Genomic DNA, 16,195 nt, shown 5'->3' with positions numbered 1-16,195 from the left:
GTCGCCCGCAACACCCCCGACACTGAGGTGCTCCACCGATGCATGCTCGTCTGCGCGCACGCGCACGAACCCTCTTGACGCTGGCCCTCGGCCTCGGCCTCATCGGCCTGATGGCGTTGTCAGCCTCCGCGCGCGCCGACGGCACGCCGAACATCGCCGGCAGAATCGATCCGCAGGAGGTCCTGCACGGCGATCCTGTGCCGGTTCACTTCGAGGTGAACGATCCAGGCGGGCAGCCGTACGGGTACAACCTCACATACCGGGTGGTGCTGCCGAGAGGCGTCTCCTACAACGCCGGCGCCCCGGTCTCACCCAGGACGATCGCCGGCCCTGGTGTGGGCGAGACGACGCTGCTGTTCGAGAATGTCGCCGACCTGTCACCCAACGAGACGCGCAACCTCGATTTCACCGTCAGATACGACACGAGCGTCTACGACGTCGGTGACACCTTCGACATCAGAGCGCAGGCGTTCGTCAACGACAACGCGCGCTACATCCCGAAGTTCGCCGCGGACGGCAGACCGGACGGCCCGCGCGCGACCAGCTACACCGGCTACACGCCCGAGCTGAGATCGACCACGTCGATCAGAGCGATCGAGATCGAGAAGGACGAGCCGTCGTGGGAGGGCGAGATCCTCCGCGGCGTCCACGATCACCAGACGACGTACACGCTCACCGTCAGAAACAACGGCATCAACCCGACCAACGACGTCACCGTCGTCGACTACGTGCCGGCCGGTCTCGAGTTCCTCGGCTGCGGCATCGGCAGCAGCGACGACAACACGACGAGATCGCCCACGACCGGCACCCCGTTCGAGTACACGGGCGCCCCGGCGATCGACGTCGACGCGATCACCGACATCCCCAGCAGAGGCTGCATCGTCCCGACGCTCGTCGACACGGTGAACGTCGATCCCGACGGCGCCGGCCCGCTGCCCAGAGCCGTCTACACGAGAGTCGTGTGGAGCATCGGCTCGCTCGCCGGCAGATCGACGCAGCTGATCAGATACCGCGCCGCGATCCCGATCTACGAGAACACGATGACGTGGTCCAACGGGACCCCGGCGACGGACGGCAGACAGGGCACCAACCTCGACAACAACGACCCCGTCACCGGCAGAGAGACGACCGACGAAGAGGAGCTGACCAACTACGCGACGGCCAGCGGCGACTACCAGAGCAGCAGAAGAGGCCCGATCGCCGTCACCGACGACTACTGGCTGACGCGCACCGCCGAGGACTGGGTCGTGCACAAGGAGGTCGAGAGCCAGGACGACCAGGCCGGCTCGACGCTCCCGGACGGACAGCTGGCGCAGGGCGGCGTGACGAACTGGCTGCTGACGTTCGAGACCTCGGAGTACCGCTCGATCGTCGATGCGACCGTCACCGACACGCTCCCCGACGGCTACTGCCCGATCGACGTCGTCAACCGCACCAGAAACACCTCCGGCAGCGACAGCGAGTGTGACCCTTTCGGCGGCCTCAGCCCGACGCCGGCCTTCGGCAGCGTGACCGAGAACGAGGACGGCAGCTGGACGCTGACGTGGGACAGAGACGACCTCGCGAAGCTCGCCAAGACCGACGTCAACGACAGATTCACGATCAGATTCCCGACGCGCACGCGCACCCACTACCAGGAGAACTTCGCCGACGCCGGCGCGGTTCTCACGCGCGACGAGCGTGAGAACACGGTCGAGACCAGAGGCGACATGGTCGTGCGCTGCGTCACGCCCGGCACGCCGGACTGCAGAACGCCCGGCACCGAGATCCCGCACGACGCCGGCTACGGCACCGGCGTCGAGATCCCCGACGCCAGCGCCGCGAGCCAGCTCGCGCCCGACCCGAGAATCTCCAAGCTGGTCGCGGTCCCGGTCGCCGACGCGTCGGCCGCGAACTTCTGCCAGACGGCGGCGGTGTACGTCCAGCCGGTGCAGACCTACCACCCGGGCGACCGCGTCTGCTGGCTCGTCAACGTCGCGTTCCCGACCGACGTCGATACGAGACCGGTCGTCATCTCCGACTTCCTGCCGAGACCGGTCACCTACGAGCCCGGCTCCGACAGAACGCACGGCGGCAACAGCGTCGTCGCGACGATCGACGAGAGCGCGGCCTTCCCGGCCGATCCCGACGACGACCCGGTCCTCAGATGGACGCCGTCCGGGACCGTGCCGAGAGCGAACCAGATCTTCGAGCACGTCTTCTCGACGACCGTCGACTTCCCCGACGCCAGAGACGGCGACATCGTCGGCAACCTGCTCAAGTTCGCCTCCGAGAACACGGCCGGTGTCTCCACCTCGCTGCGCGACCAGCGCGACATCGTGATCGAGACGCCGGTCCTCGACCTCGTCAAGGGCGTCGACAGAGTCGACGGCGCGGCGGCCACCACCAGCAGCTCGGCCGGCCCGAACGTCGACCACAGAGAGGTGCAGGCCAGCGACAGAGTCACCTACCGTCTCGACGTCACCAACAGCGGCGGCCAGGACGCCGAGCTGATCACGGTGCGCGACGTACTGCCGGCGGACTACAGATGCCTGCAGATCAGCTCGATCACCAACGCCGGTCTGTGCAGCGCAGGGGTGCTGCCGGGCGATCCCGACTACATCGAGTGGAGCGGGCTGTCACTCGCGGCCGGCGCTCCCGCGCTGACGCTCAGATACACCGCGCAGGTGAGAGCGGACATCGGCCCGGCGCGCACGCTCGTCAACACCGCCGGCGTCGTCAGATACTCCGGCAGAACGAACGTCGGAACGTTCTTCGAGTACGTGCCGGCGAACAACGTCGACAGAAGCTACGCGGGCAGAGACAACGCCCCGGCCGCCGATGACCCGAGCGACGTCTTCACGAGAGACTCGTTCGTCAGAAAGCAGGCGACGACGACGGTGAACGCGTCTGCCGACGGCAACGTCGCCAACCAGGCGACGATCGGCGAGCAGATCGGCTACACGGTCAGAACGACGATCCCGGCGGGCACGACGCTCGGCGGCATCGCCGTGCTCAGAGACGCGCTCGACTCCGCCACGCGCCAGACGTACGTGCCGGCGTCGGCGAGACTGGCCGTCAGCGGTCCGATCACGCTCGGCGACCTGACGCTCGACGACAGCGACCCCGCGGGGCCGTCGTTCAGCATCAGATCCGACTTCTCGGTCCCACCGGACGGGCCGGACGCCGTCGTCACGCTGACGTTCAGCGTGATCGTCGCGAACGTCTCGCAGAACCAGCGCGCCGACAACGACGACCTCGCCAACAGAGCGGTCCTGACCTGGACCGACCCGGTCGTCGGAGCGCAGACGAGAAACTCCGAGACGACCTCGATCCAGCTCGTCGAGCCGTTGCTGTCGCAGGCCAAGGTCGACGACACCGGCGGCGCACGCGTGCTGCCGGGCGACTTCGTCGAGTACACGCTGACGACGTCCAACAGAGGTGCGCGCGTCTCGACCGCGCACAACGTGACGATCGTCGACAACGTGCCGGTCGGCCTCTCGCCGATCGCGGCCGACAACAGCAGACTCGCCAGAGGCGACAGAATCCCGGGCAGCAACGCGGTCTGGGACGAGGACGCGCGCACGATCACCGAGACCGGCGTGACGATCCAGCCGGGCACCACGCACGTGATCAGATACCGCGTCAGCGTCGACGACCCCGCGATCGGCGGCGCCGAGCTGACCAACAGAGTGACGACGATCGGCGAGAGCCTGCCGTCGGCGCCCGAACGGCGTGACAGCAGCGACGGCTTCCCCGGCTACGAGGCCAGAGCCGACGACACGGTGAGAATCGAGATAGCGTCGGTGACGAAGAGCGTCACCCCCGCCAGACTCACGGTCGGCGAGCACGCCACCTACACGCTCACCGTCTCGATCCCGGCGCACATCTCGCTGTTCGACGTGACGGTGACCGACGTGCTGCCGGACGGCATCGCGTTCGACGACTACGGCACGATCACGTGCACGAGAACCTGCCCGCTGATCAACCCCGTGCAGGAGTACGACCCGGTCGCCAACGGCGACGGCACGACGACGATCGCGTGGGACTTCGGCGACATCGCGTCGAACAGACTCGCGACCGCGCAGGAGGTGACGCTGCAGTACAGCGGCCACGTGCGTGCCAGATACGCCGACGGCTCCGAGGTCGCAGCCGGTCAGACGCTCGTCAACACCGCGGTCATCTCCAGCAACCGGACCGACGTCGAGGGGCCGTTCGACAGAACGGTGATCCCGGGCGGCTTCGACGAGGAGTCCTCGCCGGGCAGAGCGACCGTCACGGTGCTCGAGCCGAGACTGTCGATCGACAAGCAGGTCAGCCTCGACGGCGGCACGACGTTCTCCGACAGCGTCCTCACGGCGCAGTCCGACGACACGGTCGCCTACCAGCTGGAGATCAGAAACAGCGGCGACTCGCCCGCGCACGACGTCGTCGTGCAGGACGAGCCGGACGCCGAGTTGAGAGACGTCGTCTCCTACTCGCTGCCGGCCGGTGTCACGCAGACGAAGGTCTGGACCAGCGGCGACCACAGAATGGCGTGGCTGATCGACGGGCCGATCGCGCCCGGCGCCAGCGTCAGAATCACCTACAGAGCGGTGCTGGTCGACGCCGGCTCGCTGAGACAGGACCAGTCGATCGACAACACCGCGACGGTGCCGGATTACTTCGGCGTCCCGAGAGCGGACCGTGACGATCCCAGCAACAGCGGGGTCGAGTACCGCGACTACAGAGACGGCGGCAGCGACAGCGCCAGAGTGGTGCTCGACTTCCCGTCGTTGACGCTCGTGAAGACGACGGGCCTCGGCACCGCGCCGCACGCCGACAGAGGCGACGTCACGGTGGGTCAGAGATTCCCGTGGCAGGTCGTCGTCAGAAACACGTCGAGAACCGCGACGGCGAACGACGTCGTCGTGACCGACACGTTGCCGCAGAACTGGGGCTACGTCGCCAGCTCGGCGACGCTGACGCCCGGCGGCGCGAGCGAGCCGGTCGTGAGAACCGACCCGGCCGGCGACGTGCTCAGCTGGACGGTCGCGAGCATCGCGCCTGGTGCGACGGTGACGATCGACTACAGAGCGAGCCCGACGGCGGCCGCGCAGACGACCCCGGGCACGGGCGCCGACGCGAACGTCAACAGAGCGCTCGTCAGCTCCGCCAGAGACGAGGCCGGCAACAGCGGCAACGGCGATGGTGACTACGGTGCGCCCGAGGACGACGCGACCGCGACGCTCGTGCTGCCGGACCTGACGATCGACAAGACGCCGGACGGCGGCGCCGCGATCGCGGGCACCGAATCGACGTTCAGAATCGCCGTCGAGAACAGAAGCGCCAACGACGCCAACAACGTCGTCATCACCGACGTGCTGCCGGCGGGTCTCAGCTACGACGCCGCGAACAGACCGGCGACGTCGACGTACGGCGCGTTCAGAGAGACGGTGAGAGCCGGACCGGGCGCGGGGGAGACCACGATCGAGTGGACCTTCCCGCTCCTCTCCGCCGGTGACGTCGCCGAGATCGAACTGCCGGTGCAGGTCGCGGCCGACGTGGCCGACGGCACCAGAGTCGTCAACAGATCGAGCGTGATCTCCGACGAGCTGGTGACGGCGATAGAGGACGACGGCTCGCTCGACGTCAGAGCCGAGACCGACATGTCGATCGAGAAGACCCCGGCGACGGGCAGATACGTGCCAGGCGAGGACGTCACCTGGAACCTGCGGGTGAGAAACAACGGCCCGTCCGACGCGCAGGACGTGGAGGTCAGCGACGTGCTGCCCGCGGGCGTCAGATTCGTCTCCGCCGACGCGCCGTGCGCGGAGGCCGCGGGCACCGTGACGTGCAGAGTCGCCACGGCGCCGGTCGGCTTCGACAGAACGTACGCGCTGAGAGTGACGGTCGACCCCGCGACGCTCGACGCGCCGCTGGTGAACGTCGCCGAGGTCAGAACGACCACGACCGACACGGAGCCGAGCAACGACTCCTCCAGAAGCGAGCTCACGCCCGACCCGCTCGCCGACGTCACGGTGACGAAGACGGCGGCGCCTGGCGAGATCCTCAGAGGCGGTCAGACGACGTTCACGCTGACGGTCAGAAACGTCGGCCCGTCGGTCGCGCGCGACGTCGAGCTGCAGGACGTGCTGCCGGCCGAGCTGTCGTTCGTCTCCGCCGACGACCCGAGCTGCACCGAGCTGAGCGGGACGATCACCTGCCTGCTCGGCGATCTCGACGTCAACAGACCGGTGACGGTCCACGTCACCGTCAGAGGTGAGGTCGCGGGCGACTGGCTCAACAGAGCGGTCGTCACGACCACGACGCCGCAGCCGCCCGGCGGCGGCGAGACCGACAGAGCTGACGCGAGCGTGATCGTCGATCCGATCGCCGACCTGTCGATCGTCAAGGACGGCCCGGCGACCGTCGCGGCCGGTGGGCAGCTGACGTGGGACCTGACCGTCACCAACGACGGTCCCGACGACGCCACCGGCGTCACGGTGACCGATCCGCTGCCGGTGGGCACGACGTTCGTCTCCGCCAGCAGCGGCTGCAGCGAGGCCGCCGGCACGATCACCTGCGCGATCGGCGACCTCCCCGTCGGGGCGAGAGCGACCGTGCAGGTGACGGCGACCGCGCCGTTGGCGCTCGCCTCCACGACGATCGTCAACACGGCGACCGTCAGAGGCGACCAGCCGGATTCCGACCCCAGTGACAACAGCGACGACGCGCCGACGACCGTCGGGCCGTCGACCGACCTCGCGATCGTCAAGCAGGGACCGGCGACGGCGACCGCGGGCGGCTCGATCGCCTGGACGCTGATCGCGACCAACAACGGCCCCAGCGCGGCGACCGGCGTGACCGTCGGCGACACGCTGCCGGCCGGCGTGACGTTCGTCTCCGCGACGCCGTCGCAGGGCACCTGCAGCGCGGCCGGCCAGGCCGTCGGCTGCGCGATCGGCGACCTGCCGAGAGGCGCGGCGGTGCAGATCCAGCTCGTCGGCAGCATCGCGCCGAGCCTGGCGAACACGACGATCGTGAACGCCGCGACGGTCGCGGGCAACGAGCCGGAGTCCAACCCGGACAACAACCGCAGCGAGGTGCCGACGCGGATCGACGCACCGGCGCCGCCGGACGCTCCGGCCCCGCCGACGGCGTTCGACCTCGTGCTGACCAAGCGCGTGGCACCCGGTGCCAGACCGAAGCTCGGCGGCACGTTCGCCTACGCGCTGACGGTCACCAACAACGGGCCGGCGGCAGCGTCGAGAGTGACGGTCACCGACACGTTGCCGCGTGCGCTCGCCGCGCGCTCGGCGAGAGTGCCGGGCGGCAGATGCACGATCAGAGGTCAGCTCGTCAGATGCGCGATCGGCACGTTGAACGCCGGTTCCAGCAAGGTCGTCACCGTGCGCGTGAGAGCGCTCGCGGCGGGCAGCGTCAGAAACACCGCGACGGTCTCGGCCGGCGCCGCCGACGTGAACCCGGCCAACGACCGTGCCGGCGTGGTGACGAAGATCCCGATGCCGACGGCGACGCTGAAGCTGACCAAGAGAACGCTGAGCCGTCAGCCGGTGAAGCTCGGCGGCACGGTGAAGTTCGGCATCACGGTCACCAACACGAGCAGAAACGCGGCGGCCGGCGTGGTCGTCTGCGACGCACTGCCGGAGGGCCTGTCGCTGCTGTCGACGAGCGGCGGCAGACTGCGCGACGGCGACCTCTGCTTCACCGTCGGGCTGCTGGGCGCGCGAGCGTCGAAGAGGTTCACGGTGAATGCCCGCGTGCTGCGCGACGCAAGAGATCCGCGGATCGTCAACGTCGCGGTCGCGACGGCTGAGAACGCGGCCAGAAGACAGGCATCGGCGCCGGTGCGCCTCGGCGGTCTCGGCGGCGTGCTGCCGGCGAACGGCAGAGGCGGCGGTGTCACCGGCTAGTGACGATGTCCACTAGTCGCGTCGCCGCGCTGCTGGTGAGCGCGGCGGTCGCACTCGCGGCCGGGGTGTTCGCCCCGGCCGCGAGTGCGGAGGTGGCGGGTCCTCCGACCGCCACCCGCAGCTGGACCGCGCGGATCGTCGCTGCGGCGGCGGTGCGCGCGGTGCCGGACGCGGACGCCAGACCGACGGGGCGGATCGCTCCGGTTGCGCCGTGGAACGGCGGCGAGGTGCGGCTGCTGGTGCTCGACAGCCGCGTCGACGGCCAGCGCAGTTGGCTGCGCGTCGCGCTGCCGGACCGGCCCAACGGCAGCTCCGGCTGGATCGACGCGGACGTCGCGCAGGTCGGATCGACAGGCTGGCGGATCGTGATCGACCTCGCCGCGCGCCGCGGATCCGCCTTCTACGCGGGCGCGCGCGTGCGCAGCTGGCCGGTCGTGATCGGCAGGCGCGCGACGCCGACGCCGCGCGGCCTGTTCGCCGTCTACGAGCGCGTGCGCCAGCCGGTCGGCTCGGAGCTGGGGCCGTACGCGCTGCACATCACCGGGCACTCCGACGTGCTGGAGGACTTCGGCGGCGGCCCGGGGCGGGTCGCGCTGCACGGCCGCTCCGGCGCGCTTCTGAACGACCCGCTCCCGAGCGCGTCGTCGCACGGCTGCGTGCGGATGGACAACGCCGTGATCGCGTGGCTCGCCGCGCGGGCCGGGCCCGGCACGCCGGTGCGGATTCGCTGAGCGCTCGTGCTGGAGCGGGTCCGCTCGCGCTCGTGCCGGCGGTCCGCAGCGGCGTGCGCAACCGCTCGCTCGATTGAGCGAGGGATGACGCCGCCGGCCCGGCCTCGAAAGGGGGATACGAGGCTCGCGGGCCGGCGGTCGTCGCGCTCGCGGTTTCGGGGCATCGCAGCGACGGTGGGGGTGACGGTCGTAACGAGGCGCGCGAGCTGAATCGCAACAGTGCCACCTTGAAGAACCGGTTACTAGTCCGAACCGGATAGTCCCGGCCGGACTATCCAGCGCACCATTTGCCGTAACTACAACATACGTGTGGTTGCACGAAACGTTCCGGTCGTTTACGTTCAACATGGCTGCATCAACGCCTCGGGGGGAACGGGTGTGAGGGAGTTGGGGAACAACGCGCGGTTGCCGAACGTACGGGCAGCCGTGCTGTCGACGGTGATCGCAGGGCCGGGCCACGGCTACGACGTCGGCGCGCGGATGGAGGATCGCTTCGGCGGCGTCGTCAGATCGAGCCACCGGCACGCGCACGAGCACCTGCGCGCGCTCGAGGGCCAGGGACTGGTCGAGGCGGTCGCGCCCGACGCCGTGCGCGAGTTCGCTCCGTCGCGCAGCGGGCGTGCGACCGGGAACGTCTTCCGCGCGACCAGACGCGGCGTCGAGGCGTGGCGCGACTGGCTGACGGGGCCGCTCGACGAGACGCGCGCGACGGTCGACGTGCTCGTGCGGCTGCGCGCCGTGCGGCCGGGCGACCTCGCGACGATGCGCGCGATACTCGACGCGTTCGAGACCTGCGTGACGTGCGCCGCCGGTCACCAGCCGCTGCTCGACGCCGACGCGGCGCTGCCCGACCTGCTCGGCGCGGACCTGACCGGCGCGATCCTCGACGCCCAGCGCGCCTGGATCCGCGACGTCCGCGCGCGCTTGCACGACTACGAGGCGCAGGCTGGATGAGCGGCACGCTGCTGGCGCTGCAGCGGGTCAACGTGCGCAGCGGGCCGCGCGCGGTGCTCGACGACGTCTCGCTGGAGATCGCGCCCGGGCAGCTGGTCGCACTGGCGGGCGCACGGCGGGCCGGCAAGTCGACGCTGCTGCAGGTCGCCGCCGGCGTGATCGCGCCGGACAGCGGGCAGGTGCTGTTCGACGGGTGCGCCGAGCCGGATCGCCAGCGCGGCCGGCGCGGCGGTCTGTCGCTCGCGTACGACCGTCTCTCGCCCGCGATGGGCGCGACCGTGCTCGACCAGGTCGCCGCGCCGCGGCTCGCGTACATCAGCCCGCACGCCGCCGAGCGCGAGGCGTTCGCCGCGCTCAGACGGGTCGACGCGCTCGCGCTGGCGAGCGAGCAGTGCGGTGCGTCGCTGTCGTTCGACGAGCACGCGCGCGTCGTCCTGGCGCGGGCGCTGGTGACGCAGCCGCGGCTGCTGCTCCTCGACGAGCCGGCGCTCGGGCTGATGGGCGCCGAGCGCGACGCGATGCTCGCACTGCTGCGCTCGTTCGCGCGGGATGGGATCGCGGTCCTGATGAGCACGGTCTCCGTCAGCGGCCTGGGCGGCTGGCGTCACGTCACGATCGACCGCGGGATCGTGCGCGATCCAGGCGCTGCTCGCGAGCCGGCCGCGGTCGTCCCGCTGCGTCGCCGGGACCGCGCCAGATGACGCTCGCTCTTCGCGGTGTCGGCCACGAGCTGCGCGACGGTGGCGAGGTCGTGCACGCGCTCAGCGGGATCGAGCTGACGGTCGCGCGCGGCGAGCTGGTCGCGCTGCTCGGTCCCAGCGGGGCGGGCAAGAGCACGCTGCTGTGGCTGGCGACCGGTGACGAGCGGCCGACCTCGGGGACGATCAGCTGGGACGGCCGCGACCTCGCGCAGCTCGGCCGCCGCGGGCGCGAGGCGTTCCGGCGCGAGACGGTCGGCTTCCTCGCGCAGCAGCCGTTCATGCTGAAGGGCGTCGACGCGATCGGGAACGTCGAGTGGCGGCTGCTGGGCAGCACGATGCGCGCGTCGCAGTCGCACAGCGTCGCGCAACGGCTGCTGGTCGACCTCGGCCTCGGCGACCGTCTCTACCACCCGCCGCACAAGCTGTCGGGCGGCGAGCGGCGCCGCGTCGGGCTGGCGCGCGCGCTCGCGAACGACCCCCAGCTGGTGCTGGCCGACGAGCCGACCGCGGGCCTCGACAGCGCCAGCGGCGCGCTCGTGCTCGCGCGCCTGCGCGAGGAAGCCCACCTGCATCGCCGCGCGGTCCTGGTCGTGACCCACGACGCCCACGCCGCGGAGGCAGCCGATCGCTGCGTGACGCTGCAGGACGGGCGCTTGACCGGTGCCGGCGGCGGCGCGCTCGCAAGCGCGGAGACGCAGGCGCAGCCGCACTCGCACGCGGCGGCGCAGCCGCTGCCGGGGGAGCAGCCGCCGGGCGACGTGCCTCCGACGCCCGAGCAGCCGCACAGCCTCCCCGGCATCCCGCGATGATCGGCCTGCGCTCGCTGCTGCGGTTCGAGCTGTGGCGGTTGCGGGGCTACTGGGCACAGGATCTGCTGGCCGGCGCCGGGATCGCCGCCGGCGTCGCGCTCGTCTTCGCCGTGATCGTCTCCAACAGCTCGATCAACGCGGGCGCGCGCGAGATCCTGGTCGGCGTCGCGGGCGACGCGCAGCTGCAGCTGACCGCCCGCTCGGGCGAGGGCATCCCGCAGCGGCTGGTCGGCGACGTGCGCATGCTGCCGGGCGTCGACGTGGCGGTGCCGCTGTTGGAGCAGCGCATCACGCTGCGGCACGGCGACCACCGCTCCGGCGTCGAGCTGATCGGCCTCGACGCGAGCCTCGCGCAGCTCGGCGGCGTCAGCTCGAGCCCGCTGCTCGCGGGGCTGCTGGTGTTCCCGCAGCTGTTCCTGCCGACCGCGGTCGCCGACGCGCTCTCGCTGCCTGCTCGCGACGGCGCGGGCGCCGCCACGACGGCCGTCACGCTCGAGGCGCGCGGCCGCGCGCAGCAGGTGCCGGTCAGCAGCGTGCTCGACGAGACCGTCCTCGGCGGTCTCGCGTCGGGACACGTCGCCGGCATGGAGCTGGGCCGTGCGCAGGCGCTGACCGGGCTCGACGGTCGCGTCACGCGGATCCTCGTGCGCGCGCGGCCGGGCCGGCAGGAGCTGGCGCGCGGCGGTCTGCTGCGGCTGGCCGGCGGGCGGATGGACGTCGGCACGCTCGACGACGAACTGGCGCTGCTGCGGCAGGCGAGCCTGCCCAACGACCAGGCGACGAGCCTGTTCGCCGCGATCGGCGTGCTGGTCGGGCTGCTGCTCGCCTACACCGCGATGCTGCTGACGATCCCGGAGCGTCGCCGGCTCGTCGGCGAGCTGCGGCTGGCGGGGATCTCGCGCGCGCGGATCGCGCAGCTGATGCTGTTCCCGGCGCTGCTGCTGGGCCTGCTCGCCTCCGGCGTCGCGATCGGCGCCGGCCTGTTGCTGCTGCGCAGCTCCGCGCACGACCCGCCCGGCTACCTCGCGTTCGCGTGGCCGCTGGGCAGCGGCCAGCACGTCGGCGCGACCGTCGTGATCGGCTCGCTGCTGGCCGGGACGCTGCTGAGCCTGCTGGCGGCCGCGCAACCGCTGCTGGACCTGCGCCGCGGCGCGGCGCGGCGCACGCACGAGGCGGGCGGCGAGCCGGGGCAGTCGGTCGATTCCCGCACGCGCGCGCGAGCAGCGGCCGCGGGGGCGGCGCTGCTCGCCGTCGCCACCGCGGTCGTGCTGCTGGCACCGGCGACGACGGTCGCCGCGGTCGCCGCGCTGGCCGTCGCGACGCTGCTGATGCTGCCGCTGCTGTTCGCCGGGCTGCTGGCGCTGGTGCGGCGCTGGCCGCGGCGCGACCGCCAGAGCATGGCGCTCGCGGCCGCGCGCGGGCTGCAGGCGACGACGCTGCGGTCGCTCGCGCTCGCCGCCACCGCGGCGATCGCGATCTTCGGCGTGACCGCGATGGAGGGCGCACACCGCAATCTGCTGACGGGCCTCTACCAGGACTACCGCGAGTACATCGACTCCGGTGACCTGTGGATCACCCAGCACGGCGACGACCTCGCGCTGCAGCCGCTCGACATCGATCCGCAGACGCTTGCGGCAGTCGCAGGCGTGGCGGACGTGCGCCCGTACCAGGGCGGCTTCGCGGACCTCGGCGACCGCCGCGTCTGGCTGCAGGCGCGCTCGCCGCGCGACCGCGTGCTGATCCCCCCGAGCCAGCTGCTGGACGGCGATCTCGCGACGGCGGAGCGGCGGTTGCGCGCGGGCGGCTGGGTCAGCGTCTCCGAGCACATCGCCAGAGACGAGCGGGTCGCGGTCGGCGATCGGCTGACGCTGCCAACGCCGAGCGGTCCGCGCGCATGGCGCGTCGCGGCGATCACGACGAACCTCGGGTGGGGGCCGGGCGCGATCGTGCTCAACGGCGACGACTACGCCCGCGCGTGGGAGACGACGGTCCCGACCGCGATCGAGCTGGACGTCGCGCCGGGCACCTCGCTGCCGGCGACGCAGACGGCGATCCGCGCGGCGCTCGGGCCGGAGGTCTCGGCCGCTGTGCGGGTGCAGAGCCGCAACGAGCGCGCGGAGGACGCGAACGCGGTCGCGCGGGCGGGCTTGACCCGCCTGAGCCAGATCGCGCTGATCCTGCTCGTCGCCGCGACACTCGCGCTGGCGGCGGCGCTCAGCACGACGATCTGGCAGCGGCGCGTGTTCTGGTCGGAGGCGCGGCTGCAGGGCTTCCCGCCGGTCCGCGCGCTGCGGATCGTGCTGATCGAAGCTGCGCTGATCCTCGGTGCCGGCTGCCTCGCCGGCGCGCTCGCCGGCACCTACGGGCAGTGGCTGCTCGGCCGTTGGCTGCAACGCTCGACGGGCTATCCGGCGCCGTTCTCGGTCTCGCTGCCGACGACCGCGCTGACCTGTGTCACGCTCGTCGCAGTCGCGCTGCTGCTGACGGCGATCCCCGCGCAGCGTGCGATCCGGGCCCCCGCTCGGCTGGTGCTCGACCCGGAGACGTGAGCTGCGCCCGCCGCTCCGTCTCACGGCCGCGACAGGCCGTCGGACGATGAGCCGCCAGCACGACCTGGCCGCACGCGGCGCCGGCGCGGAGACGATCGCCGGGAGCGCCGCGGCGCGCGAGCCGCTCGCCGCACTCGTCGCGACCGCCGAGATGGTCGCCGCGCTCGCTCGTTACACCACGACGATCGTGCCGCGGGCCCGCGCCGAGATCGCGCGCTGGCAGCAGCGCGCGCAGCGGATCCCCGACGCGGAGGCGCGCGGGCTCGCGCTCAGCACGGTCGGGGAGGAGCGGCTGAACGCGGAGGCGGCCGCGGTCTTCGCGCTGCTCGCCCCGCGCCGCGCCCGGCACGCGACGACCGACCTGCTGGTCGCCTGGCAGCTGATGTTCGACTACCTCGACACGCTGACCGAGCGCGACGTGCGCGACCCGCTCGGCACGTCGCTGCGGCTGCATCGGGCGCTGGTGGAGTCGTTCGCCCACGTTGGACCGATATCCGACACTGCCGGCGACGGCGGCTATCTCGCCGATCTCGTCGCGACCTGCCGGCGGCGCTTCTGGGCGCTGCCGAGCGCCCGTGCGGTGGCGGGGGTCGCGGCGCGCGAGGCACGGCGGTGCGGGGCGGCGCAGAGCCACACCCACGCGGCGATGCTGCGGGGCGAACTGGGGGAGTTGCGCGCGTGGGCGCGCGCCGATCTCCCCGACCGCCGGCCGCGCCGCGTCGGGGCCGGCGCGGTCGGGATCTCCGCCGACCGCTCCGCTCCGTTGCTGGAGTGGTGGGAGACGGCCGCCGCGGGGATCTCGTCGCTGGCGGTGCACGCGCTGACGGCGGCCGCCGCGGATCCCGCGACGACCGTCGCGGGCGCGCGGCGGATCGCGCTGGCATATGCCGACGTCTGCGCGCTCAGCACGTTGCTCGACAGCCTCGTCGACGTCGATGCCGACAACCGCAGCGGCAACTTCTCGTACGTCGCGCAGTACCCGTCAGCTGCAGCCGCGGCGGCGGGGATGGCGCGGATCGCCGCGCGCAGCGCCGCGGATGTTCGCGGTCTGCCACGTGCTCGCACGCACGGCGTGATCGTCGCCGGCCTCGCGGGCTTCTACCTGTCCGACGAGGGCGCGAACGGGAGCCCGGCCGCCCGCAGCGCGGCCGCTGCGGTGATCGAGCAGCTGGCGCCCGCGGTGCACCCGGCGCTCGCGCTGCTGCGCGTGCGCCGGGCGCTGTCGGGGTGAGCGCGGGCCGGCCAGCGCCGCGTCGCCCCGTCCGCCAACCGAGGGTCGCTCAGGACCCGCCGCCCTCGATCGCCTTGCCGCTGGGCATGACCACGAACCAGTCAGCGCCGAACCCGTCACTGTCCTGGCCGTTGGTCTGGCCCGCGCCGCTGTCGCCTGAGAAGTAGTACAGCGGGTGCCCGGCGTAGGTCACCTGCGTCGTGCCGTCGGCGCGCTTGGTCGTGCCGAGGTCGCTGCTCGTCGCGCCGCCGTCGGCGGTCGCTCTGCCGCTGGTGGTGAGCGGCGGCCAGGCCTGGGCGCAGGCGCCGGTGCAGGTGCTGCTCATGCCGGTGTCGGCCTCCCACAGGTACAGCGTTCTGCCGGTCGCGTCGACCAGGATCGTGCCGAGCGGGGTTCTCGCCGTTCTGACGACGGCGGCCGCGTTGCCGGCGGTGCTTCTGGTGGCGGTCGTGGTCGAGCTGCCGGAGCTGGAGCTGGGGCTGCCGCCGTAGGCGCCGCCGCCGGAGGCGGCGGACGCGGCGGTCGAGCCGGAGCCGCTGGAGCCGGAGTCGTCGTTGGACGAGCTGCCGCAGCCGGCGACGACGAGGGCAGCGACGATCAGCGCGACCGCGGGGGCCGCACGGGAGAAGAGACGGGAGCGCATCTGGGTCTCCGTTTGTCGAGAGGTGAGGGCTGCTTCCCCTCTGAAGACGCCGGCTTCGCGCGGATCCTTCCCGGCTGTCGCGCCGCCTCAGACCAGATACTCACCAAACGTTCCAGAACGCGGCCGCATGGCTACAGTCCGGATATGAGCCGACTCGAACCGCACGCCGTCGTGCGTCACCTCGATCGGCTCTACCGTGCGGCGTGGGCGCTGTGCGGATCGCGCGAGGACGCCGAGGATCTCGTCCAGGAGACGGTCACGCGCGTGCTCGCGAGACCGCGCAGGCTGCGCGGCGAGGAGGAGCTCGGCTACCTGCTCAGCGCGCTGCGCAACACCTTCCTGACCTCGCGCCGAACGGCGTCGCGCCGCCCGCAGGAGGTCGCGACGCTGGACGACCTCGCGCTCGGCGATCCGCGTCCAGGCGGCCGGCCCGAGGCGGCGCTGGAGGCGCACGAGCTGTTCGCCGCGATCGCGCGCCTGCCCGACGACTTCCGCCTGGCGCTGATCGCGGTCGACGTCGTCGGCCTCTCCTACCGCGAGGCGGCGAAGTCGCTCGGCACGCGCGAGGCGACGATCACGAGCCGCCTGCACCGCGCGCGCGAGCGCGTGACGGCCGATCTGACCGGCAGATCCGGCGGATCGCCGGAAGGATCGCCCTCTTCCCGGAGTCTGCTCTCATAGA

9 protein-coding genes are annotated in these 16,195 nt (G+C 72.0%); 8 read left to right on the top strand and 1 reads right to left on the bottom strand.

Annotation, left to right across the window (positions count from 1 at the left end):
* Positions 1–38 precede the first annotated feature (38 nt).
* The 7 genes from Q7L65_RS24505 to Q7L65_RS24475 all read left to right on the top strand — a co-directional run bounded on the left by Q7L65_RS24505 (position 39) and on the right by Q7L65_RS24475 (position 14,870).
* Positions 39–7,895: a hypothetical protein gene (locus tag Q7L65_RS24505; RefSeq protein WP_304725461.1), complete on the top strand. Its 7,857-nt coding sequence runs from the start codon at positions 39–41 to the stop codon at positions 7,893–7,895.
* 5 nt (positions 7,896–7,900) lie between these two features.
* Positions 7,901–8,626, top strand: coding sequence for a L,D-transpeptidase (locus Q7L65_RS24500; protein ID WP_304725459.1), 726 nt, complete (start codon positions 7,901–7,903; stop codon positions 8,624–8,626).
* A 426-nt stretch (positions 8,627–9,052) separates the two neighbouring features.
* Complete coding sequence (locus tag Q7L65_RS24495) at positions 9,053–9,580, top strand: helix-turn-helix transcriptional regulator (RefSeq protein ID WP_304725457.1); 528 nt, start codon at positions 9,053–9,055, stop codon at positions 9,578–9,580.
* A complete protein-coding gene (locus Q7L65_RS24490) occupies positions 9,577–10,281 on the top strand; it encodes an ATP-binding cassette domain-containing protein (protein ID WP_304725454.1) in 705 nt (234 codons plus the stop codon). The genes Q7L65_RS24495 and Q7L65_RS24490 overlap by 4 nt, the downstream gene beginning before the upstream one ends.
* Positions 10,278–11,090: an ABC transporter ATP-binding protein gene (locus Q7L65_RS24485; protein ID WP_304725452.1), complete on the top strand. Its 813-nt coding sequence runs from the start codon at positions 10,278–10,280 to the stop codon at positions 11,088–11,090. The genes Q7L65_RS24490 and Q7L65_RS24485 overlap by 4 nt, the downstream gene beginning before the upstream one ends.
* The gene (locus Q7L65_RS24480) at positions 11,087–13,639 is read left to right on the top strand and encodes an FtsX-like permease family protein (RefSeq protein ID WP_304725450.1); all 2,553 of its coding nucleotides are present in this window, start codon (positions 11,087–11,089) and stop codon (positions 13,637–13,639) included. The genes Q7L65_RS24485 and Q7L65_RS24480 overlap by 4 nt, the downstream gene beginning before the upstream one ends.
* 46 nt (positions 13,640–13,685) lie before the next feature.
* Positions 13,686–14,870 (top strand): DUF2600 family protein, encoded by a 1,185-nt coding sequence (locus tag Q7L65_RS24475; RefSeq protein ID WP_304725448.1) that lies wholly within the window; start codon positions 13,686–13,688, stop codon positions 14,868–14,870.
* A 49-nt stretch (positions 14,871–14,919) separates the two neighbouring features.
* On the opposite strand, the gene Q7L65_RS24470 is transcribed toward Q7L65_RS24475, so the two are convergent.
* Positions 14,920–15,513 (bottom strand): hypothetical protein, encoded by a 594-nt coding sequence (locus tag Q7L65_RS24470; RefSeq protein ID WP_304725446.1) that lies wholly within the window; start codon positions 15,511–15,513, stop codon positions 14,920–14,922.
* A 144-nt stretch (positions 15,514–15,657) separates the two neighbouring features.
* Between Q7L65_RS24470 and Q7L65_RS24465 the strand changes: the two genes are divergently transcribed.
* Positions 15,658–16,194, top strand: coding sequence for an RNA polymerase sigma factor (locus tag Q7L65_RS24465; protein ID WP_304725444.1), 537 nt, complete (start codon positions 15,658–15,660; stop codon positions 16,192–16,194).
* The last annotated feature ends 1 nt before the right edge of the window (position 16,195 follow it).

The sequence above is a fragment of the Conexibacter sp. CPCC 206217 genome (assembly GCF_030646165.1).
Taxonomy (GTDB): domain Bacteria; phylum Actinomycetota; class Thermoleophilia; order Solirubrobacterales; family Solirubrobacteraceae; genus Conexibacter.
This window is presented reverse-complemented; position numbering and strand designations above follow the sequence as displayed.